The organism is Cupriavidus pauculus (genome assembly GCF_003854935.1).
GTDB classification, from domain to species: Bacteria; Pseudomonadota; Gammaproteobacteria; order Burkholderiales; family Burkholderiaceae; genus Cupriavidus; species Cupriavidus pauculus_C.
In genome coordinates this window covers 1,414,258-1,434,295 of sequence record NZ_CP033969.1, presented here as the reverse complement: position 1 = coordinate 1,434,295, position 20,038 = coordinate 1,414,258, and the positions used below count along the sequence as shown (strand labels likewise).

Below are 20,038 nucleotides of genomic sequence, written 5' to 3'. Positions count from 1 at the left end.
GTCACTGCCTTACTCCGCCCGCGGGAGGTCGAAACTGAAGGCGGCCCACTGGCCGACCTCGCTTTCGGCGAACAGCACCCCGCCGTGGCGCTCGATCACCGCATAGCTGATCGACAGCCCCAGGCCCAGCCCCTGCCCCACTTCCCGCGTCGTGAAGAACGGCTCGAACACGCGCGCCAGGTGCTCGGGCGCGATGCCCGGACCGTTGTCCTTGACCGTCACGTGCAGGCGCTTTTCCTGCCAGCGCACCGTGGTATGGATGGCCGGCTCCTTGGTGCCGGCCTTGCGCATCGCCAGCGCGGCGTTCGAGAACAGGTTGATCAGCACGCCGATAATGGCGGCTTCGTCGCCCATCACCAGCGTGTCGTCGGGCATCTCGCGCGTCATCTTGACGCCGCGCAACTCGTGCGCGGTCAAGCGCTGCGACGAATCCAGCGCCTTCTCGAACAGGAACGGCGTGCCTTCCACCTCGGCCCCGGGCTTGCGGTAGGCAAAGGTCTTCAGGTCGGACACGATATGCTGGATGCGCTGCATGCCCTGCTTGGCATCGACCAGGCACTCTTCCAGCATCGGCTCGGACTTGGCCGCCGGCTCCTCCATGGCCACCTCGATGGCCATCAGGCAGAAGTTCACGGGGTTGTTCACCTCGTGCAGCAGGCCGGCCGCCAGCGTACCGATGGCCGCCATCTTTTCCTGCTGGAGCATCTGGCCCTTGATGTCGACGAGCTTGCGGTTGATGACCTCCAGCTCGGTATTCTTGTCCGCCACCTCGGCCTTGAGCCGGAACAGCATGAAGCGCGCCCGTTCGTTGAAGAACGTGTACACACCGCTGGCCGCCGCCGCGAACAGCAGGAACAGCGAGTTGACGATGAACGTGCCCATCGGCTCGATACCGCCGGGGTGCAGCAGGCAGGCCGCGGCGTAGAGCACGTACGACAGGATGCCGAACACCAGGTTCTGCCATAGCCCGAACGGCAGCGCGATGCCCGACGCGAAGATCGCCAGGTTCAGGCCGACGTAGTACGGCGATTCCACCCCTTCGGTGCGCGAGATCATCCAGGCGATCATGATCTGCGGCAGCAGCAGCCACGTCATGGTCAGCCACGGCGCAAAGCGGCGGCCGGCCTGGCTGTACAGCGCCACCACCACACCGGCGATCAGCAGCGACACCAATACGCGGGCGATGGCGAACGGCACCTGCAGGTGCGGGTACTGGCCGTAGTCGAGCCCCACGCCCAACATCACCAGCGCGATGGCCGTGTACGCCCCGCCCCGGCTGAACGCCAGGCGGAAGTCGGCCAGTTCGGACTGGTAGCCGGCGTAGAGCTGGTTCGAGCTGACGGGCCTGGCCGCCGGCGCCGCCTCTTCGGCGTCCGCCACGTCGGCCACGTCAGCTGACAGTGGCTTCGGCGAAGACATTGACGCCGGTTTCATCGACATAAAGTCGGTGGGCATGCGAGTTCTCCGGCAAGACCGAGGTCATCCCTGCCTCGTCTCGGTAGATCAGATACCACTCCAGCAGGTGTTCCATCCCGAACTTCTCGGGGTTGTCGGAGTGGACGTTGGTGACCAGCAACTGGCCGCCCGGCCGCGAGCGCGACGCAAAATACTGCAGCAGCCGCGCGCAGACCTTGTCGGACAGGTAGTCGAACAGCCCGGCGCAGTAGACGGCGTCGAATTCGCGCAGGCTCGGGTCGTCCATCGCAATGCGGCGCTTGAGCAGGTCGTGCACGGACTGGTGCACCATCTCCACCGACACCTTGCGGCCGGCGCCCGCCGCCGAGCGCTCCACCGAGGCGCGGGTGTATTCCAGCGTTTCCTCGCTGAAGTCGATCAGCTGGAACGACAGCAGCTCGGGATTCGGGTATTCACGGACAAAGCGCTGGATCTCGAACGCCGGGCCGCAGCCCACGTTGAGCACCCGGAACGGCCGGCCCTCGGCCCGCGCGCGTTCGGCCTGCCGGGTCAGGAAGTCGACCAGCAGGTCGATCCGGTTGCGGTGGGCCGTGGCTACCGCCGCCTTCAGGAAGGCGGTATTGACGATCTGGAAGTAGGTGGTGGGACCCTGCTGCGGATCGCTCAGGATCTGGTTCACCATCTCGTAGTCGCCCGCGTAGCCGAGCGGCTTGGTGAACGTGCGGTAGACGAACGGCGCGCGCAGCAGCAGCGGGTGCAGCGCCGCCTGGGCGTAGGTACGGTGCACGGGCGCCAGTTCCTGGTCCACCCGCTTGGCCTCGTCCTCCAGCCAGTCGAGGTAAGTCTTCACCTTGCCCATCAGCGGCGTGGCCAGTTCGTAGAACACGTCCTCGCGCAGCCGGCCTTCCTTCTTGGGCAGCGATTCGGTCAGGTCCACCTGTTCCACCCAGCGCGAGACTTCGGACAGGAACGCCCGCATCTCGTTGACCACGATCTGGTAGTCGCGCCGGATGTTGAAGCGGGTGTCCCAGTCCTGGACGAACAGCTCGGCCTCACGCGCGACCGATTTCGGTGCATCGTTGACGTCTGTCAGTTCGCGCCACTCGTCGATCAGTGTCAGCGACACCACCGCGGTCAGGCCGGTGTTCACCAGGCTCATGACCACGGCCTTGCCCAGGTAGGCGTTCTTCGCGCCCATCCGCACGCTCAGCTCGCTCAATACTTCGCTGACCTGGACAATCGAGTAGGGATTGTAGATTTCCATCACCAGCGACTTGCGCTGGAGATTGATGATCGTGCCCCGCACCTGCTCGCCCTGCGAGTTGCGGAAGCTAACTACCGGATCGATTTGCGTTTTGGAGTACACGGTATCGCGCCAGGGAAATCCGAGAAACGCTGCGGGACACGGCGCCAGCAGGCGTCGGCCGGGTACAGCTCAAGGCAAGGGTCTTGCGGCGAAACTACCTGTCAGGGAATGCAGCCAATGCTCATATCGATGCGCGTGACCAGTTGCGGGGCGCGCGCCGCCAGGGGTGTTTCGGGGACGGAGCGACGCCGCCCCAGAGGGTGGGACTGCGGCGACCCATTGTACTGTGGCAATTCTTCACCGCACAACAGTGCACCTGCTGCATGAAGTGGGGTATGCAAAGCGCAAAAAAAATGAGCCAACAGGATAGTTGGCTCATTTTTCTACTTTGTATTGGAGAAATAACATTTCTCCATGACGGCATCCGCCGGCGGCGGATGCGTCGCGGCATGATCAATCGGCCTTGACCGCTTCCACCTGAATGGCCAGGCTCACGTCCTGCTTGAAGCCGTACTTCACGCCGTAGTCGATGCCGAAGTCGGCGCGGTTGAAGTGGGCCACGGCGTCGGCGCCGCAGGCTTCACGCTTGAGCATCGGGTGCTGCATGCACTTGAATTCCTTGATCTCCAGCTTCACCGGCTTCGACACGCCCTTCAGCGTCAGCACGCCGTCCACTTCGGTCGGCACGTCGCCCTTGAACTTCGAGAACTTGCCCTTGTACGTGGCATCCGGGAATGCCTGCACGTCGAACATTTCCGGGCCCTTGGCGTGCTCGTTGAGCTTGCCGTTGCCGAAGTCGATCGACGCGGCGTCGATCTTGATGTCGACCGTGCCGGCCTTGCCAGCGCGGTCCAGCGTCACCACGCCGCTGGACTTGTCGAACTTGCCGCGCCACTTGGACAGGCCGCCCATGTGGTCGGCCTCGAAGCTCGGGTACGTGTGGGTCGGGTCGATGTTGTACGTCGTGGCGGTCGCCATGGCGGCGCCGGCGGCAAACGTGGCGGAGGCAGCCGCGGCGGCGGCGATCAGGGTGCGCATCTTCATGTTGAGTCTCCCGTCAAAAAGTTGGAGAGGAAGGTCAGGAATAACGGCCAAGGAGCGTCGAGCGGGACAGTGCCCGCCTCAGCCCTTCTTCGCCGGGGTCACGAGGTGGAACTTGATCTGGACGTCGTCGGCCACGACGGAAGTATCCTTCCATTCGCCATCGCCGATGTTGAACGTGGTGCGCTTGATGGGCAGCACGCCGTCGAACACCTGGGCGGTGCCGTCCTGGCGGTACGTGGCCGGGACGGTCACGTCCACGGTCTTGCCCTTGATGGTCAGCTTGCCGGCCACTTCGTACTTGCCGGCCGCGCCGGCCTTGATGCTGGTCGACTGGAACACCGCCTTCGGATACTTGGCGGCGTCGAACCAGTCGCGGCCCTTGACCTCCTTGGTGGTCTCGGCGTCGCCGATCTCGAACGACGACACGTCGATCTCGACCTTGGCCGACGACGTGGCCAGCTTGGCCGGATCGAAGTCCAGCGTGGCGTCGAACTTCCTGAACTTGCCTTCCATCGGCACGCCGATCTGCTTGGCGGTGGCCGTGACCGTGCTCTTGGCGGCGTCGATCTGCGCCCAGGCAAGGTTGGCGGCCAGCGCGGTAGCTGCCAGGGTGGCCGCCACGATCATCGTGCCGGGACGGGTCATGCGTTTCATCTGAGACTCCAGTGGTGGCTGGCCATCGCGGCCGGTTGGTCAGGCGGAAAGCAGGCAAACGGTGCGCTGCCGCTCAGCGCAGGAACGGGATCATGCGGCCCAGCGTGCCATCGCGGTCCACGATCTGGTGCTTGACGGCCGCGGCCGCGTGCACCACGACGATGGCCGCCATGCTGTAGTTCAGCCAGATATGCACCTGCTTCAGGATGGGCTTGAGCGTGTCGCTGGCGTCGATCAGCGCCGGCAGCTTCCACAGGCCCAGGTACACCACCGGCACGCCGGCGGCCGAGCTGTACAGGTAGCCGGTGATCGGCACGATCAGGATCAGCAGATAGAGCAGATGGTGCGCGGCGGCGGCGGCGCGGGCCTGCCAGGCCGGCGTGCCGGGCGCCACGGGCGGCGCGGCGTGGGTGGCGCGCCAGATCACGCGCAGCACGGCCACGGCGAAGATCGTCACGCCCAGCCACTTGTGCCACGAGAACAGCTTGAGCTTGGTCGGCGTCAGCCCCGGGATGCTGGTCATGTACAGGCCCAGGCCGAACGCCGCGAAGATGCCGAATGCAATCAGCCAGTGCAGCCCGATGGCGGTGGCGGTGTACTGCGCCTGGCCCCCCGGCCCGGTTCCTTGGTAGCCCATCTCGGTGAATCCCTTCGATCCTTGTTGTTGATGCGGTCTGCTGGCGTCGCAGCGCGGTCTCGTCCCGGACCGGTCCCTCACGCGCCAGCAATTCTCGCATTATTGAGTGAGCGGCAGCGGCTGGGAAGGGTCGAAGTTCATGAAGTTATTCAAATGATTTGATGTGGTGACGTGTCGCACCCTGCGCTCGGGAACCCACGCGATGCCAGGCCAGCCCGCGCAAACGAAAAGGGCCGACCCGAAGGTCAGCCCTGTTGTCTGGTCGCCACGGCAACCGTGGCGCGGCAAGACGGCGTCAGATGCGGTTGGCCAGTTCCACGGCCTTGCCGATGTAGCTGGCCGGCGTCATCGCCAGCAGCAGCTGCTTGGCATCGTCGGGAATCGCCAGGCCCTGGACGAACGTCTGCAGCGCCTCGCGCGAGATACCCTTGCCGCGCGTCAGCTCCTTGAGCTGCTCGTACGGGTTGGGCACGCCGAAGCGGCGCATCACGGTCTGCACCGGCTCGGCCAGCACTTCCCAGCAGTTGTCCAGGTCTTCGTCCAAGCGTTCCGGATTGGTTTCCAGCTTGCCCAGGCCGCGCAGGCAAGCCTCGTAGGCCAGCAGGCTGTAGCCGAATGCCACGCCCATGTTGCGCAGCACGGTGGAATCGGTCAGGTCGCGCTGCCAGCGCGAGACGGGCAGCTTTTCCGACAGGTGGCGCAGCACGGCGTTGGCCAGGCCCACGTTGCCTTCGGAGTTCTCGAAGTCGATCGGGTTGACCTTGTGCGGCATCGTCGAAGAGCCAATTTCGCCGGCCTTGGTCTTCTGCTTGAAGTAGCCCAGCGCGATGTAGCCCCAGACGTCGCGGTTCAGGTCCAGCAGGATCGTGTTGGCACGGGCGATGGCGTCGAACAGCTCGGCCATGTAGTCGTGCGGCTCGATCTGGATCGTGTACGGGTTGAACGTCAGGCCCAGGCGCTGCTCGATCACCTGCTTCGAGAACGACTCCCAGTCGAACGACGGGTAGGCCGACAGGTGCGCGTTGTAGTTGCCCACCGCGCCGTTCATCTTGCCCAGCAGTTCCACGCGCTGCACGCGCTCGATGGCACGGGCCAGACGGGCCGCCACGTTGGCGATTTCCTTTCCCAGCGTGGTCGGGCTGGCCGGCTGGCCGTGGGTGCGCGACAGCATCGGCTGGGTGGCGTTGAGCTTGGCCAGTTCCACCAGGCGGGCGTGCACGCGCTGCAGTGCCGGCACGATCACGCCGTCGCGGGCGCCCTTGAGCATCATGCCGTGCGACGTGTTGTTGATGTCTTCCGACGTGCAGGCGAAGTGGATGAACTCGCTTGCCGCTTCCAGCTCGGCGTTGCCCTTGACCTGCTCCTTGAGCCAGTATTCCACGGCCTTCACGTCGTGGTTCGTGACCGCCTCGATCTCCTTGATGCGGGCGGCATCGGCCTCGGTGAAGTTGTCGACCAGGGCCTGCAGGCGGGCTTCGGAATCGGCCGAGAACTTCGGCACGTCGGGCAGGCCGGCCTGGGCCAGCGCGATCAGCCAGTTGACCTCGACCTTGACGCGGTTGCGCATGAAGGCCGCTTCCGACAGCCACTCGCGCAGCGCGTCGGCCTTGGCGGCATAACGGCCATCGATGGGAGACAGGGCGGTGAGCGGCGAAAGGGACGACGTGGACATGCTGGCAACCGGAGAAAAGAGGATTCGGGGGGCTTGTGCGGGGGCGCGGAAAAGCGGCGGATGCGCCGCCCGGCACTGCCGTGCAGAAGCCGACAGGCAGCCGATGCAAGACGGCCGCCGAACGCGCAACGCGGGATTTTACCATCGCCCCCGGCCCCGTGCGCGCTCGCGGCGCGCCGGCGTTGGGCAGCGTGCGCAAGCCCGCATTGGCGCCGCAATCCCGGCACTCCGCATGTATACTCGCGCTCGCTCATCCGTTAGCCTGTTATGAAGTCCATCGGGCACGCCGACGCGCCTGCCAGCGCCACCGTGCCACGAGCGCCGATGCACTTCATAACAAGCTCAAGGGGAGAACATGAAGCTGTATGCGTCCCACACCAGCCCGTACGCGCGCAAGGTGCGTGTGGTGCTGGCCGAGAAGAAGATCGACTACCAGATGATCGAGGAAAACGTCTGGTCGCCCGACACCACCATCGGTCAGTTCAATCCGCTCGGCAAGGTCCCGTGCCTGATCATGGAAGACGGCGGCGCGGTCTTCGATTCCCGCGTGATCGCGGAATACGCCGATACCCTGTCGCCCGTCAGCCGCCTGATCCCGCAGGGCGGCCGTGAACGCCTGGAAGTGCGCTGCTGGGAAGCGCTGGCCGACGGCCTGCTGGACGCCGCGCTGCTGGTGCGGCTGGAAGTCACGCAGCGCGAGCCGTCCGAACGCAGCGAAAGCTGGGTGGCCCGCCAGCGCGGCAAGATCGACGCCGCCCTGGCCGCCATGTCGAAGGGCCTGGCCGACAAGCCGTGGTGCACCGGCATCCACTACACGCTGGCCGACGTGGCCGTGGGCTGCGCGCTGGCCTACCTCGATTTCCGTTTCCCGGACATCGCCTGGCGCGACCAGTACGAGAACCTTGTCGCGTTCCAGGACAAGATCGAAAAGCGCCAGTCGTTCATCGACACCGCGCCGCCGCAGGGCTGACCGCCCCGCCGCACCATGAGAAAAGGGGCCGTCTGGCCCCTTTTTTCCATCGCAGCTACTGGATGATGCCCCCGCCCAGGCATACCTCGCCGTCGTACAGCACGGCCGACTGCCCGGGCGTCACGGCCCATTGCGCCTCGGGGAACGACAGCCGCAGCGCATCGCCCTCCGCCTTCACCACCGTGCACGCCGCATCGCTCTGGCGATAGCGGGTCTTGGCGGCCATCGTCGCGCCGGCGGCGGGCGGCTCGCCGGCCACCCAGGACAGGTCCGCGGCATCCAGCTCCGGCTGGAGCAGCCACGGATGGTCGTGCCCCTGCACCACGTACAGCGTGTTGGCCGCCATGTCCTTGCGCGCCACGTACCACGCATCGCCGTTGCCATCCCGGCTGCCGCCCAGGCCGATGCCCTTGCGCTGGCCCAGCGTGTAGAACGCCAGGCCGATGTGTTCGCCGACGACCTTGCCTTCGTCGGTCAGCATCGGGCCCGGTCTGGTCGGCAGGTAGCGGTTCAGGAAGTCCCGGAACGGCCGTTCGCCGATGAAGCAGATGCCGGTCGAATCCTTCTTGCGCGCGTTCGGCAGGCCGATCTCGGCGGCAATCTCGCGCACGCGGGTCTTCGGCATCTCGCCCAGCGGGAACATGGTGCGCGACAACTGCGCCTGGTTCAGCCGGTGCAGGAAGTAGCTCTGGTCCTTGGTGTGGTCGAACGCCTTCAGCAGCTCGAACCTGCCGCTGGCGGCCTGGCGCACGCGCGCGTAGTGGCCCGTGGCGATCAGGTCGGCGCCCAGCGACATCGCGTGGTCCAGGAATGCCTTGAACTTGATCTCGGCGTTGCACAGCACGTCGGGGTTCGGTGTGCGGCCGGCCGAGTACTCGCGCAGGAAATCGGCGAACACGCGGTCCTTGTATTCGGCGGCAAAGTTCACGGCCTCCACGTCCACGCCGATCACGTCGGCCACGGACGCCACGTCCAGCCAGTCCTGCCGCGTGGAGCAGTACTCGCTGTCGTCGTCATCCTCCCAGTTCTTCATGAACAGGCCGATGACCTCGTAGCCCTGCTGCTTGAGCAGCCATGCCGTGACCGACGAATCGACGCCGCCCGACATGCCCACCACTACCCGCTTGCCGCTCACGATGCCACCTCCGGCGCCGCGCCCGTGGCCGTGGCGGCCGGGGTGGCGATGGCCGTGGGATGCGCATGCAGCACATCGAGCGCAAAGCGCTTGCCGGCCAGGTAGTCGTCGACCACGACCATCACCAGCGGCGAGCGGTGCTGGCTGGCGCACGCGCGGATTTCCTCGGCGGTCATCCAGACCGTGCGGACGATGCCGGTATCGAGTTGCCGGCCGGCGTCGAGCGCGCCCAGGTCGCCCGTGAAGGCAAAGCGGATGTAGGTGGTGTCGCCGCCGTCGCGCGACGAGCGGCCCCGGCTCATGTAGCAGCCGATCAGCGCGCGCGGCTCGAACGTGTGGGCCGTCTCTTCGAGCGTTTCGCGGATCACGGCGCGCACCAGGCTCTCGCCCGGTTCCAGGTGGCCGGCCGGCTGGTTGAAGCGCAGGCCGTCCGCCGTTTCTTCTTCCACCAGCAGGAAGCGGCCGCCCCGTTCGATCACGGCCGCAACCGTGACGCTGGCATTCCATTCACGTGACATGATGCACATTTTTTAAGCAATCCGGCATTCTACCGGTTGCCGTCGGAACGTGCATGGCCGGACGGGCTCAGGCGGCCGCGGCGTCGACCATTGGCGGCAACTGGGCCAGTACCGCGTCGATCTGGGCGGCCAGGGCCTGCGACGCCGGCATCAGCGGCCGGCGCACCTCGGCCGTGGTCAGGCCAATGCGCTGCAGCGCGGCCTTGACCGGCGCGGGATTGGGCTCGGCAAACATCAGCGCGATCAGCGGCGACAACTGCTCGAACAGCGCGCGGGCCGCCGCCTCGCGCCCGCCGCGCGCATCGTGCAGCAGGCGCACGAACAGGTCCGGCCGCACATGGGCCGCCGCCGGCACGATGCCCTGCCCACCCCGCAGCAGGTGGTCGAGCATCGACGCGTCGTCGCCACAGAACACGTCGATGCGGTCCTGCAGCGCCAGCGTGCGCAGGCCCGACGGCTCGCACTCCTTGATCGCGACGATCTGGGGGTGGGCGGCCAGCCGCCACGCCAGATCGGGCGAGATCGTGCAGCCGGTGCGGCGCGGCACGTTGTAGAGCATCAGCGGCTTGCCGGTGCGCGCGGCCACGCTGCGCAGGTGCCAGGCGATGCCTTCGTCGGACACGCGCAGGTAGTACGGCGGCGGCACCAGAAATCCGGCCAGCGGCAGGCGGTCCAGGCGGCGTACCTGCTCGCACACCGCGTGCGTGGCCACGCCGCCGACGCCGGCCATCACCGGCAGCCGGCCCCCGGCTGCCTCGCACACGGCGGCGGCCAGCATGAAGCGCTCGGCATCGGTCAGCAGGCCGCCCTCGCCCGTCGTGCCGAGCACGATCAGGCCGTCCACGCCGGCGGCGGCGTAGTGGGCCGCCAGCCGCTGCGCGGCGTCGAGGTCGATCTGGTCGTCGCGCAGCGGGGTCACCATCGGCAGCCAGAGCCCGTCCGCGATGGCGCCGCGCCGGGCGTCAGTGCGTGCCATGGTCGTCCCCGAGGATCGACGCCACGCCGAACTGGGCCGCCGGCAGCGCCTGCATGATCGCGTGCATGGCGGCGTCGCGCTCGGCGCGTTCCACCTCCACATGCAGCGTGGTCTCGCCGTGGCGATGGTCGACCTCGACCACGTAGATGCGCGCCATGCCCCCGATGGCCCGATGCAGCGTCTGGCGCAGCGCGAACACCTGCGCGGAAGACACGGCCAGGCGCAGGCGGATCCATGCCTCCTGGGGCACGGCGCGGCGCCGCGGGACCGAGGCAAACGCCACGGCGAGACTCGATGACTGTCGCATGAAGCGCGGACCCGCGCGGGGCGGGTCGTCTGTTGGAGATGGGTTCATGCTAGGGAGACCGGCGTCAATTTGATGCAGCGTTTGTGCCGGCGGGCATCAACAACGCATCAAAATGGCCAGCCGGCGCGGGTCAGAACGTCTTGGTGATCGACGCAAACGCGGTGGCCTTGCCCAGGTAGCGTCCGCGCGTGTTGGTGTACGCAGTGCGGCTGGCATTGGTGTCGAGATAGGCCACGGCCAGCGCGAACCCGTTGCCCAGGTCCTTTGTCACGCCGATCTTCCAGTCGGTGTAGGACGCATCGCCAAAGTGCCGCACGCCCTGGTAGCCGACGTGGGCGTTCAGCGTCAGGCCCCAGACGTTCAGCGGCACGTTGGCGGTCAGGTCGACGTAGTAGCTGTTGCGGCTGTCGGCAAACCCGAACAGGTTGGTCAGCGCGTGCGAGTACTTCAGCGACAGCGGGCCCCAGCCCACGCCGGCATAGATTTCGGTCGTGTACGGGCGCGTGGCCGTGTAGCCGCCCGGGTAGTAGTACTCCAGCACGCCGACGTCGTAGCTGATGTCCTGCCCGCCGAGCCGGGCCGCGTTGCGGAAGCCGCCGTAGAAGTCCATCTCGACCGGCGCCGAGACCGATGCGTCGGCATCGCCCAGCCAGCTGATGCTGGAATTCCAGTTGCCCAGATAAAAGCCACTGGCATGGGCGTAGTCGAAGCCGCCCTGCACGGCCGGCCGCAGGTTGGTCTGGCTGATGCCGCGGTAGCGGTAGTCGGATACCACGGACACGTTGGCGGTGAAGCTGTGCGGCGACGCGGGCGCGGCGGCGTCGGCCGCATCGGCGGGCGCCTGCTGGGCGAAGGCTTGGGAAACCGGTGCGGCAAGCAGGATGGCGGCGGCCAGCGTGGCCGGCGCCGAGGTCATCAGGCGGGTTGCGATCATGAGTGGGAATCGTGGATAAGGACGCCTCGAATGAGACGTTGGCGCCACGATACGCAGCCGGCCGTCAAATCGGCATCAAGATTGGCGGCCTCGCTGAAGCCTTCCGATAAAGACGACTGGCGGCGTCAATTCGATGTGCATCAAAAGCGCCATTTCATGAGCCGCAAAAATAAGTCGCGCCCCCCGCACAAAACACTGACCGCCCGGTCACCATCGAACGTAAGTTTCGGGTAAGCTGCGCAAAAATTGGTGCAGTCTTTTGCATTGCACCAACGGGCGAGGACGTTGGCCCGACCACGATTACGAACGACGCCAGACAGGAGAAATTGACGATGCATATCGGTATCCCGCTCGAGACGCGGGCAGGTGAGACGCGTGTCGCCGCCACCCCGGAGACCGTCAAGAAGTATGTCGCCCAGGGCCATCAGGTTACGGTGCAGGCGGGCGCAGGGGTACGCGCCAGCATTCCCGATGCGGCATTCGAGGCGGCCGGCGCCCGTATCGGCGGCCCGGCCGACGCGCTGGGTGCCGAACTCGTCCTCAAGGTCCGCGCCCCCGACGACGCCGAACGCGCCCAGTTCAGGCCCGGCGCGGTGCTGGTGGGCATGCTCAACCCGTTCGATATCGAGAACAACGCCCGCATGGCCAGCGCCGCGATCACCGCGTTCGCGCTGGAAGCCGCGCCGCGCACCACGCGCGCGCAGAGCATGGACGTGCTGTCGTCGCAGGCCAACATCGCCGGCTACAAGGCCGTGCTGGTGGCCGCCCACCATTACCAGCGCTTCATGCCCATGCTGATGACCGCCGCGGGCACCGTCAAGGCGGCGCGCGTGCTGATCCTGGGCGCCGGCGTGGCCGGGCTGCAGGCCATCGCCACGGCCAAGCGGCTGGGCGCCGTGATCGAGGCGTCAGACGTGCGTCCGGCCGTGAAGGAGCAGATCGAATCGCTGGGCGCCAAGTTCCTGGACGTGCCTTTCGTGACCGACGAGGAGCGCGAGATTGCCCAGGGCGTGGGTGGCTACGCCCGCCCGATGCCGCCCGACTGGATGCGCCGCCAGGCCGAACTCGTGCACCAGCGCGCCATCCAGGCCGACATCGTCATCACCACCGCGCTGATCCCTGGCCGCCGGGCCCCCGTGCTGCTGGCCGAGGACACCGTCAAGCAGATGAAACCCGGCTCGGTCGTGGTGGACCTGGCCGCCGCGCAGGGCGGCAACTGCCCGCTGACCGTGGCCGACGAGGTGGTGGAACGCCATGGCGTGACGCTGATCGGTCACACCAATCTGGCCAGCATGGTGGCCGCCGATGCGTCGGCACTCTACGCGCGCAACGTGCTGGACTTCCTGAAGCTGATTGTCGACAAGGACGGCCGCTACACGCTGAACCTGGAAGACGACATCGTCGCCGCCTGCCTGATGTGCAAGGACGGCCAGGTCGTCAGGCAGCAGGCCGCCTGACATCCCGCCCCAACAGTGTCCGTGACGCGGCCCGAGCCGGCCGCGCCACGGCGGCCGCATCCCGGCGTGCCCGATCCCGCAGTGCTGAAACTTGCAGTTCCCTGGACAGCCGGGCGCACCGCAGCGCAAGTATTCAAAAGCAACGGAGGAGAAGTCGATGGAGATGGTGAACCACACGGTGATCAACCTGATCATCTTCGTGCTGGCAATCTACGTGGGGTACCACGTGGTGTGGACGGTCACGCCCGCGCTGCACACCCCGCTGATGGCCGTGACCAATGCGATCTCGGCCATCATCATCGTCGGCGCCATGCTGGCGGCCGGCCTGACCGAAGGCGGCGTGGGCCGCGTGATGGGCACGCTGGCCGTGGCGCTGGCCGCGGTGAACGTGTTCGGGGGCTTCCTGGTGACCCAGCGCATGCTGGAGATGTTCAAGAAGAAGGAGCCGCGCGCCAAGGCCGGCGCTGAAGCCGCCAGGGAGGGTGCGTGATGGAAGCCATCAGCATGAACCTCGTGACGCTGCTGTACCTGGTGGCGTCGGTCTGCTTCATCCAGGCGCTCAAGGGCCTGTCGCACCCGGCATCGGCCCGCAAGGGCAATGCGTTCGGCATGATCGGCATGGCGGTGGCCGTGGTGACCACGCTGGTGCTGATCGTCAAGCTCAAGAACGAGTTCCTGGCGGTGGGCGCGGCGCAGTCGTCGGTCGGCACCGGGCTGGCGCTGATCTTCGGCGCGCTGGTGGTGGGCGGCGGCATTGGCGCCTACGTGGCGCGCAAGGTCGAGATGACCAAGATGCCCGAGCTGGTGGCGGCCATGCACTCGCTGATCGGCCTGGCGGCGGTGTTCATCGCCGTGGCGGCCGTGGCGGAGCCGGCGGCGTTTGGCATCACGCCGGCCGGGTCGCACGCGATTCCGGTGGGCAACCGCATCGAACTGTTCATCGGGTGCTTTGTCGGGGCCATCACGTTCTCCGGCTCGGTCATCGCGTTCGGCAAGCTGTCCGGCCGCTACAAGTTCCGGCTGTTCCAGGGCGCCCCGGTGGTGTTTGCCGGCCAGCACTGGCTGAACCTGCTGCTGGCCATCGCCATGATCGGCTTCGGCATCATCTTCTTCCTGTCGCAGGCGTGGCTGCCGTTCCTGATCATGCTGGCCATCGCGTTCGTGCTGGGCGTGCTGATCATCATCCCGATCGGCGGCGCCGACATGCCCGTGGTGGTGTCGATGCTGAACTCGTACTCGGGCTGGGCGGCGGCGGGCATCGGCTTCTCGCTGAACAATCCCATGCTGATCATCGCCGGCTCGCTGGTGGGGTCGTCGGGTGCCATCCTGTCGTACATCATGTGCAAGGCGATGAACCGGTCGTTCTTCAACGTGATCCTGGGCGGCTTTGGCGCCGACGCCTCGGCCGGCGCGGCCGCCGGAGAGCAAGCGCAGCGCAACGTGAAGTCCGGCTCCGCCGACGACGCCGCGTTCGTGATGAGCAACGCCGAGACGGTCATCATCGTGCCCGGCTACGGCCTGGCCGTGGCCCGCGCGCAGCATGCGCTGAAGGAGTTGACGGAGAAGCTCACCGAGCACGGCGTGACCGTGAAGTACGCGATCCACCCCGTGGCGGGCCGCATGCCGGGGCACATGAACGTGCTGCTGGCCGAGGCCGAGGTGCCGTACGACCAGGTCTTCGAGATGGAGGACATCAACAGCGAATTCGGGCAGGCCGACGTAGTGCTGGTGCTGGGCGCCAACGACGTGGTCAACCCGGCCGCCAAGACCGATCCGAAATCGCCCATCGCCGGCATGCCGATCCTGGAAGCGTACAAGGCCAAGACCATCATCGTGAACAAGCGCTCGATGGCGGCCGGCTACGCGGGCCTGGACAACGAGCTGTTCTACATGGACAAGACCATGATGGTGTTCGGCGACGCCAAGAAGGTGGTGGAAGACATGTTCAAGGCCGTCGACTAATCTGCCGTTAATCTTCGCGACCGTCACGGTGCCATTCTGGCCGCGTGAATAAAGCAACGCGCAGACCTGTCATCAACGAAATCGAACGACTGCGGCCAGCAACCAACGCTGGCCGCGTCCTTTTTGGCCGTCGGGTTGCGCGCGCAGGCTCAGGCGCTATACTGGCTTGCCCCGTTCTTTTTCCCCTGCGGCAGCGGCCAGATTCGATCGCACCATGACCTTCCCCGCGCATGACCGGAACCTGTCGGTTTTCCATCACCCCGTCCTGACGGTGCTGGTGGACGATAGCAAATCGTTTATCGACAGCCTGGCTTTCCAGATGGATGCATCGCGCGCGGTGGTCAGCTTCACCGATCCGCGCGACGCGCTGGCGTGGATTCGCGATGCCTATGCCACGCGGCACCCCGCCTTCCTGCCCGTGCGCGTGACGCACGACGACCTGACCTTCCTGTCCGAGCGCCGCACGGTGCAGCTGGACGTCGACCGCATCCACCGCCAGATCCATGACGTCCACCGCTTTCTGCAGCCGGGCGTGATCGTGGTGGATTACTCGATGCCGCAGATGGACGGCCTGGAGTTCTGCCAGGCGCTGGAAGACCTGCCGTGCAAGACCATCCTGCTGACCGGCACGGCCGACGAGAACATCGCCGTGCAGGGCTTCAACCACGGGCTGATCGACCGCTACGTGAAGAAGCACGACCCCAACATGGTGGCGCGCCTGAACGACGAGATCGACGCGCTGCAGCAGCAGTACTTCGCGGCCATCTCGCGCACGCTGCGCGACCTGCTGACCCGCCATTCGTACGCGTTCCTGTCGGACCCGGTCATGGCCGACCGCGTGCGCCAGACGGCGGCGCGCTACGGCTTTGTCGAGTTCTACCTGTTCCCCAACCCGGTGGGCATGCTGCTGCTGACCGCGCAGGGCCACGCCACGCTGATGGTCATCGAGACCCGCGCCGGGCTGATGAGCCAGGTGGAATCGGCCGAAGCCTACGAGGCCCCGGCCGCGCTGATCGAGGGGCTGCGCGAGGGCCGCATCGTGCCGTTCTTCTGGCCCGGCAACGGCATGTACACGCCGGCCTGCGTCGACTGGGAACAGTACTGCCTGCCCGCCGAACGCTGCGAGGGCAACGAGGAATACTTCTACGCGCTGTTCGACCTGCCGCGCCACATGCTGCAGGAGCCGGTGGTCAGCCTGCAGAGCTTCCTGTCGGAATTCTCGCGCAACGCCGATGCCATGACGGGACGGAACAAGCTGGCTTGAGCTTCGGAGCTTTGGAGCTTCGGAGCTTCGGAGCTTTGGGCCTCTCGCCGGCCTTTACTCCTTCCTGCCTGCCTCCCGATTGCCCCCGCGCACCATGTCGAACCGGAACAGCCGGCATTCGATATTGCCGTTGAACAGCGGCGTGCGGCGCGATTCCTTGAGGCGCAGGCGCTTGGGAAAGCCCAGGTCGCCCGTGAACACCCAGGCCTGCCAGCCGGCAAAATGCTGCTTCAGCGTCGTGGCAAACGCGCTGGCGAACTGGTTGGCGGCGGCCTCCTCGGCTTCGTCGCGCGGAGCGTCCATCGGCGCGTCGCGGCGGCTGCCGCGCACCGCGATCCGCTCGCCGTAGGGCGGATTCATCATCAGCAGGCCAGCCTCGGCAAACGGTGGCTGCACGAAGCGTGCGTCCACCTGCTTGAGCTGCGCGTCGCCCGGCAGCCCGGCACGCTGCCAGTTGGCATCGGCCATCGACAGCATGTCCGTCGAGATGTCCGAACCGGCGATCTGCAGCGTGGCGCTACGGCTTGCGGCCGCCTCGCGGGCGCGCTGGGCGTCGGCGCGCAGCGCCTGCCAGGCCTTCGTGTCGGCGCCCTTGAGCCATTCGAACGCGAACGTGCGACCTACGCCCGGCGCGATGCCCAGCGCCACCTGCGCCGCTTCCACCAGGAACGTGCCGCTGCCGCACATCGGGTCGAAGAACGGCCGGCTGGTGTTGCCCGGCGTCCAGCCAGCCAGCCGCAGGATGCCCGCCGCCAGGTTTTCCTTGAGCGGCGCCTCGCCCTTCTCCATGCGCCAGCCGCGCTTGAACAGCGGCTCGCCGGTGGTGTCCAGGTAGAGCGTGCAGTCGGTCTCGCTCAGGTGCGCGTAGATGCGGACGTCGGGGCTGACCGTGTCGACGCTGGGCCGCGCGCCCAGCCGCTCGCGCATTGCGTCGCAGACGCCGTCCTTGACCCGCAGCGCCGTGAAGTTCAGGCTGCGCAGCGGCGACTTGTGCGACGTGATATCGATCCGCAGGCTCTCGTCGGGCGAGAACCACTGCTCCCAGCGCTGCTGCCGCGCCAGCGTGTAGATGTCGTCCTCGTGCCGGTAGCCGCGCTGCGCCACGCGCAGCAGCACGCGGCTGGCGATGCGCGAATGCAGGTTGACCGCATAGGCGGCCGACATGCCGCCCGAGAAGCTCACGCCGCCCGGCAACTCGCGGTGCACCTCGAACGGTGCCGCGGCCGCCACGGCCGGATACTGCGCGATCTCGCGCAGCTCCTCGGCCAGTGCCGATTCGAGGCCACGCGGGCAGGGAGCAAAGAAGGCTTGGGTCATGGCGAGGGATTCCTGAAAACAAAAACGTCCGCGACGGCGGACGGGTCAAGCGTGGGTCCGGGTTGCCGATCAGCCTGCCGCGAGCGCGCGGTCCAGGAAATCGAGCCGGTCCTGGCCCCAGTACGGCTGGCCGTCATGGATGAACCACGGCGCGCCGAACACGTTGGCCGAGATCGCATCCTGGGTATTCTGGGCGTAGGCCGCCTGCACGGCCTGCGCCTCGCTGGCCTTCAGCAGGCCGGCGCCGTCCAGCCCGTTCTCGTCGGCGATCTGCGCCAGCGTGGCCGCGTCGGCGATGTTGCGCTGCTCGGCCCAGACCGCGCGCGTGATGGCGCCGGTCAGCGCCAGCGCGCGCGCCGTGCCATGGGCCAGCTGTGCCGCGATGATCAGCCGGGCGGCGGCATCGCCGGACACCGGGAAGAACGTCGGATGCAGGTTCAGCGGGATGTCCAGGAACCGGCTCCAGCGCTCCAGTTCCACCAGCCGGTACGCCTGGCGCTGCGGCGGACGCTGGGCCAGCGGCAGCCCGCCGGACACCGAGAACACGCGGCCCAGGTCCGCCGGCTTCAGCAGCACCTGCGCCTGGTGGCGGTTGGCGATCTCCATGAAGCGGGCGTGGCCCAGGTAGACGAACGGTGACTGGGGCGCCAGGAAATACTCGACCTGCTTGCTCATCACGACCTCATCGAAAACAGTTGGGATCCGACAGATTAGAACGGCTTTACGACAACCAGAATCACGATGGCCAGCAACACCAGCACCGGCAGCTCGTTGAACCAGCGGTAGAACGTGTGCGACCGGGCATTGGCGCCACGCTCGAACTTGCGCAGCAGCACGCCGCAGCCGTGGTGATAGCCGATCAGCACCAGCACCAGCGCCAGCTTGGCATGCATCCAGCCCTGCCCCGTGCCGCGCCCGATGCCGTAGCCCAGGTAGAGCCACAGCCCGAACACCACCGCCGGCACGGCCAGCATGGTCATGAAGCGGAACAGCTTGCGCGCCATCAGCAGCAGCCGCTGCACGGCGGCCGGCTCGGTCTCCATCGCCAGGTTGACGAAGATGCGCGGCAGGTAGAACAGCCCCGCGAACCACGACACGACGAACAGGATATGGAAGGTTTTGACCCAGAGCATCTACGTTCCCCGCCGTTGATCAGGTGCGCACTTCGCCGTGGCCGAAGACCACGTACTTCAGCGACGTCAGCCCTTCCAGCCCCACCGGGCCGCGGGCGTGCAGTTTGTCGTTCGAAATGCCGATCTCGGCGCCCAGGCCGTACTCGAAGCCGTCGGCAAAGCGCGTGGACGCGTTGATCATCACGCTGGCCGAATCCACCTCGCGCAGGAAGCGCATGCCGGTGCTGTAGTTCTCGGTGATGATCGAGTCGGTGTGGGCCGAGCCGTAGGTGTTGATGTGGGCGATGGCGGCGTCCAAGCCGTCCACGGTGCGGATGGCCAGCACCGGCGCCAGGTATTCGGTGTGCCAGTCCTGCTCGGTGGCGTCCACCAGGTTCGTGAACCCGGCCGCCTCCAGCGTGGCGCGGGTGTCGGTGCAGACGTGCAGTTCCACGCCCTTGTCCTGGTAGATGCGGCACAGCGGCGGCAGCACGGCCGGGGCGATCCGGCGCGACACCAGCAGCGTCTCCATCGTGTTGCACGGCGCGTAGCGCTGGGTCTTGGCGTTGTCGCAGACGCGCACGGCCTTTTCCACGTCGGCATCGTCGTCGACGTAGACGTGGCAGATGCCGTCCAGGTGCTTGATCATCGGCACGCGGCCTTCCTCGATCAGGCGCGCGATCAGGCTCTTGCCGCCGCGCGGCACGATCACGTCCACGTACTCGGTCATCGTGATCAGCCGGCCCACGGCGGCGCGGTCGGTGGTCTCGATGACCTGCACGGCCTCGGCCGGCAGCCCGGCGCTGGCCAGCCCCTCGGCCACCAGCGCGGCCAGCGCCGTGTTCGATTCGATGGCTTCGGACCCGCCGCGCAGGATCGTGGCGTTGCCCGACTTCAGGCACAGCGCCGCGGCGTCGATCGTCACGTTCGGGCGCGACTCGTAGATGATGCCGATCACGCCCAGCGGCACGCGCATCTGGCCCACCTGGATGCCGGTGGGGCGAAACTTCATGTTGCTGATCTCGCCGATCGGGTCCGGCAGCGCGGCAATCTGCTCCAGCCCGGCGGCCATCGTGTCGATCGCCTTGTCGGACAGCGTCAGGCGGTCCACGAACGCGGCGTCCTGGCCGTTGGCGCGGGCGCGCTCCACGTCGCGCGCGTTGATGGCCTTGAGCTTGCCGGCGTCGCGGCGGATGGCGGCGGCAATCGTCAACAGCGCGCGGTTCTTGTCGGCCGTGGAGGCCCGCGCCATGGCGCGCGACGCCGCGCGGGCCTGCTGGCCGACGCGGGACATGTAAGCGTGGAGATCGAACTCGGTCATGATGGTGTCCGGGCCGTGCCCGGTCTGCTGTGGGTG

20 protein-coding genes are annotated in these 20,038 nt (G+C 67.0%); 5 read left to right on the top strand and 15 right to left on the bottom strand.

Annotation, left to right across the window (positions count from 1 at the left end; translation table 11 throughout):
* Positions 1-9: 9 nt before the first annotated feature.
* The 6 genes from EHF44_RS08305 to purB all read right to left on the bottom strand — a co-directional run bounded on the left by EHF44_RS08305 (position 10) and on the right by purB (position 6,729).
* On the bottom strand, positions 10-1,419 hold the full coding sequence (locus EHF44_RS08305) for a sensor histidine kinase (RefSeq protein WP_253700000.1): 1,410 nt from the start codon (positions 1,417-1,419) through the stop codon (positions 10-12).
* Entirely contained in the window at positions 1,391-2,782 is a 1,392-nt protein-coding gene (locus EHF44_RS08300; protein ID WP_124683303.1) for a class I SAM-dependent methyltransferase, read from the bottom strand. The genes EHF44_RS08305 and EHF44_RS08300 overlap by 29 nt, the downstream gene beginning before the upstream one ends.
* A 393-nt stretch (positions 2,783-3,175) precedes the next feature.
* A complete protein-coding gene (locus tag EHF44_RS08295; protein ID WP_124683302.1) occupies positions 3,176-3,766 on the bottom strand; it encodes a YceI family protein in 591 nt (196 codons plus the stop codon).
* A 78-nt stretch (positions 3,767-3,844) separates the two neighbouring features.
* On the bottom strand, positions 3,845-4,420 hold the full coding sequence (locus EHF44_RS08290; RefSeq protein WP_124683301.1) for a YceI family protein: 576 nt from the start codon (positions 4,418-4,420) through the stop codon (positions 3,845-3,847).
* 73 nt (positions 4,421-4,493) lie between these two features.
* Positions 4,494-5,057, bottom strand: coding sequence for a cytochrome b (locus tag EHF44_RS08285; protein ID WP_124683300.1), 564 nt, complete (start codon positions 5,055-5,057; stop codon positions 4,494-4,496).
* A 295-nt stretch (positions 5,058-5,352) separates the two neighbouring features.
* Positions 5,353-6,729 carry an adenylosuccinate lyase gene (gene purB, locus EHF44_RS08280; RefSeq protein ID WP_124683299.1) on the bottom strand — a complete coding sequence of 459 codons (1,377 nt, stop codon included), beginning with the start codon at positions 6,727-6,729 and terminating at the stop codon, positions 5,353-5,355.
* Between the two features lie 355 nt (positions 6,730-7,084).
* On the opposite strand from purB, the gene EHF44_RS08275 reads away from it, so the two are divergent.
* Positions 7,085-7,699, top strand: a complete 615-nt coding sequence (locus tag EHF44_RS08275) for a glutathione S-transferase C-terminal domain-containing protein (RefSeq protein WP_124683298.1) — start codon at positions 7,085-7,087, stop codon at positions 7,697-7,699.
* Between the two features lie 55 nt (positions 7,700-7,754).
* Here the strand turns inward: EHF44_RS08275 and mnmA are convergent, their stop codons facing one another.
* The 5 genes from mnmA to EHF44_RS08250 all read right to left on the bottom strand — a co-directional run bounded on the left by mnmA (position 7,755) and on the right by EHF44_RS08250 (position 11,569).
* Complete coding sequence (gene mnmA, locus EHF44_RS08270) at positions 7,755-8,834, bottom strand: tRNA 2-thiouridine(34) synthase MnmA (RefSeq protein WP_124683297.1); 1,080 nt, start codon at positions 8,832-8,834, stop codon at positions 7,755-7,757.
* The gene (locus tag EHF44_RS08265; protein ID WP_124683296.1) at positions 8,831-9,361 is read right to left on the bottom strand and encodes an NUDIX hydrolase; all 531 of its coding nucleotides are present in this window, start codon (positions 9,359-9,361) and stop codon (positions 8,831-8,833) included. Before EHF44_RS08265 ends, mnmA begins: the two co-directional genes overlap by 4 nt.
* Positions 9,362-9,419: 58 nt before the next feature.
* The gene (dapA, locus tag EHF44_RS08260; protein ID WP_124683295.1) at positions 9,420-10,328 is read right to left on the bottom strand and encodes a 4-hydroxy-tetrahydrodipicolinate synthase; all 909 of its coding nucleotides are present in this window, start codon (positions 10,326-10,328) and stop codon (positions 9,420-9,422) included.
* A complete protein-coding gene (locus EHF44_RS08255) occupies positions 10,315-10,578 on the bottom strand; it encodes a hypothetical protein (protein WP_253699999.1) in 264 nt (87 codons plus the stop codon). The genes dapA and EHF44_RS08255 overlap by 14 nt, the downstream gene beginning before the upstream one ends.
* 187 nt (positions 10,579-10,765) lie before the next feature.
* Positions 10,766-11,569, bottom strand: coding sequence for a TorF family putative porin (locus EHF44_RS08250; protein WP_124683293.1), 804 nt, complete (start codon positions 11,567-11,569; stop codon positions 10,766-10,768).
* Positions 11,570-11,901: 332 nt separating this feature from the next.
* Here EHF44_RS08250 and EHF44_RS08245 point away from each other — a divergent pair, with 332 nt between their 5' ends.
* The 4 genes from EHF44_RS08245 (at position 11,902) to EHF44_RS08230 (ending at position 16,252) form a co-directional block, all read left to right on the top strand.
* Positions 11,902-13,026, top strand: coding sequence for a Re/Si-specific NAD(P)(+) transhydrogenase subunit alpha (locus EHF44_RS08245; protein WP_124683292.1), 1,125 nt, complete (start codon positions 11,902-11,904; stop codon positions 13,024-13,026).
* Between the two features lie 157 nt (positions 13,027-13,183).
* Entirely contained in the window at positions 13,184-13,516 is a 333-nt protein-coding gene (locus EHF44_RS08240; RefSeq protein WP_124683291.1) for an NAD(P) transhydrogenase subunit alpha, read from the top strand.
* Positions 13,516-14,988, top strand: a complete 1,473-nt coding sequence (locus tag EHF44_RS08235; protein WP_409558969.1) for an NAD(P)(+) transhydrogenase (Re/Si-specific) subunit beta — start codon at positions 13,516-13,518, stop codon at positions 14,986-14,988. The genes EHF44_RS08240 and EHF44_RS08235 overlap by 1 nt, the downstream gene beginning before the upstream one ends.
* 214 nt (positions 14,989-15,202) lie before the next feature.
* Positions 15,203-16,252, top strand: a complete 1,050-nt coding sequence (locus EHF44_RS08230; protein WP_124683289.1) for a response regulator — start codon at positions 15,203-15,205, stop codon at positions 16,250-16,252.
* Positions 16,253-16,306: 54 nt separating this feature from the next.
* Here EHF44_RS08230 and EHF44_RS08225 read toward each other — a convergent pair whose 3' ends face one another.
* From EHF44_RS08225 to EHF44_RS08210, 4 genes are all read right to left on the bottom strand, one after another.
* Positions 16,307-17,569 carry a THUMP domain-containing class I SAM-dependent RNA methyltransferase gene (locus EHF44_RS08225; protein ID WP_124683288.1) on the bottom strand — a complete coding sequence of 421 codons (1,263 nt, stop codon included), beginning with the start codon at positions 17,567-17,569 and terminating at the stop codon, positions 16,307-16,309.
* A gap of 69 nt (positions 17,570-17,638) precedes the next feature.
* Positions 17,639-18,244 (bottom strand): 2-hydroxychromene-2-carboxylate isomerase, encoded by a 606-nt coding sequence (locus EHF44_RS08220; RefSeq protein WP_124683287.1) that lies wholly within the window; start codon positions 18,242-18,244, stop codon positions 17,639-17,641.
* Positions 18,245-18,279: 35 nt separating this feature from the next.
* Entirely contained in the window at positions 18,280-18,702 is a 423-nt protein-coding gene (locus EHF44_RS08215) for a CopD family protein (RefSeq protein WP_124683286.1), read from the bottom strand.
* A 19-nt stretch (positions 18,703-18,721) separates the two neighbouring features.
* On the bottom strand, positions 18,722-20,002 hold the full coding sequence (locus EHF44_RS08210) for a glutamate-5-semialdehyde dehydrogenase (RefSeq protein ID WP_124683285.1): 1,281 nt from the start codon (positions 20,000-20,002) through the stop codon (positions 18,722-18,724).
* Positions 20,003-20,038 lie beyond the last annotated feature (36 nt).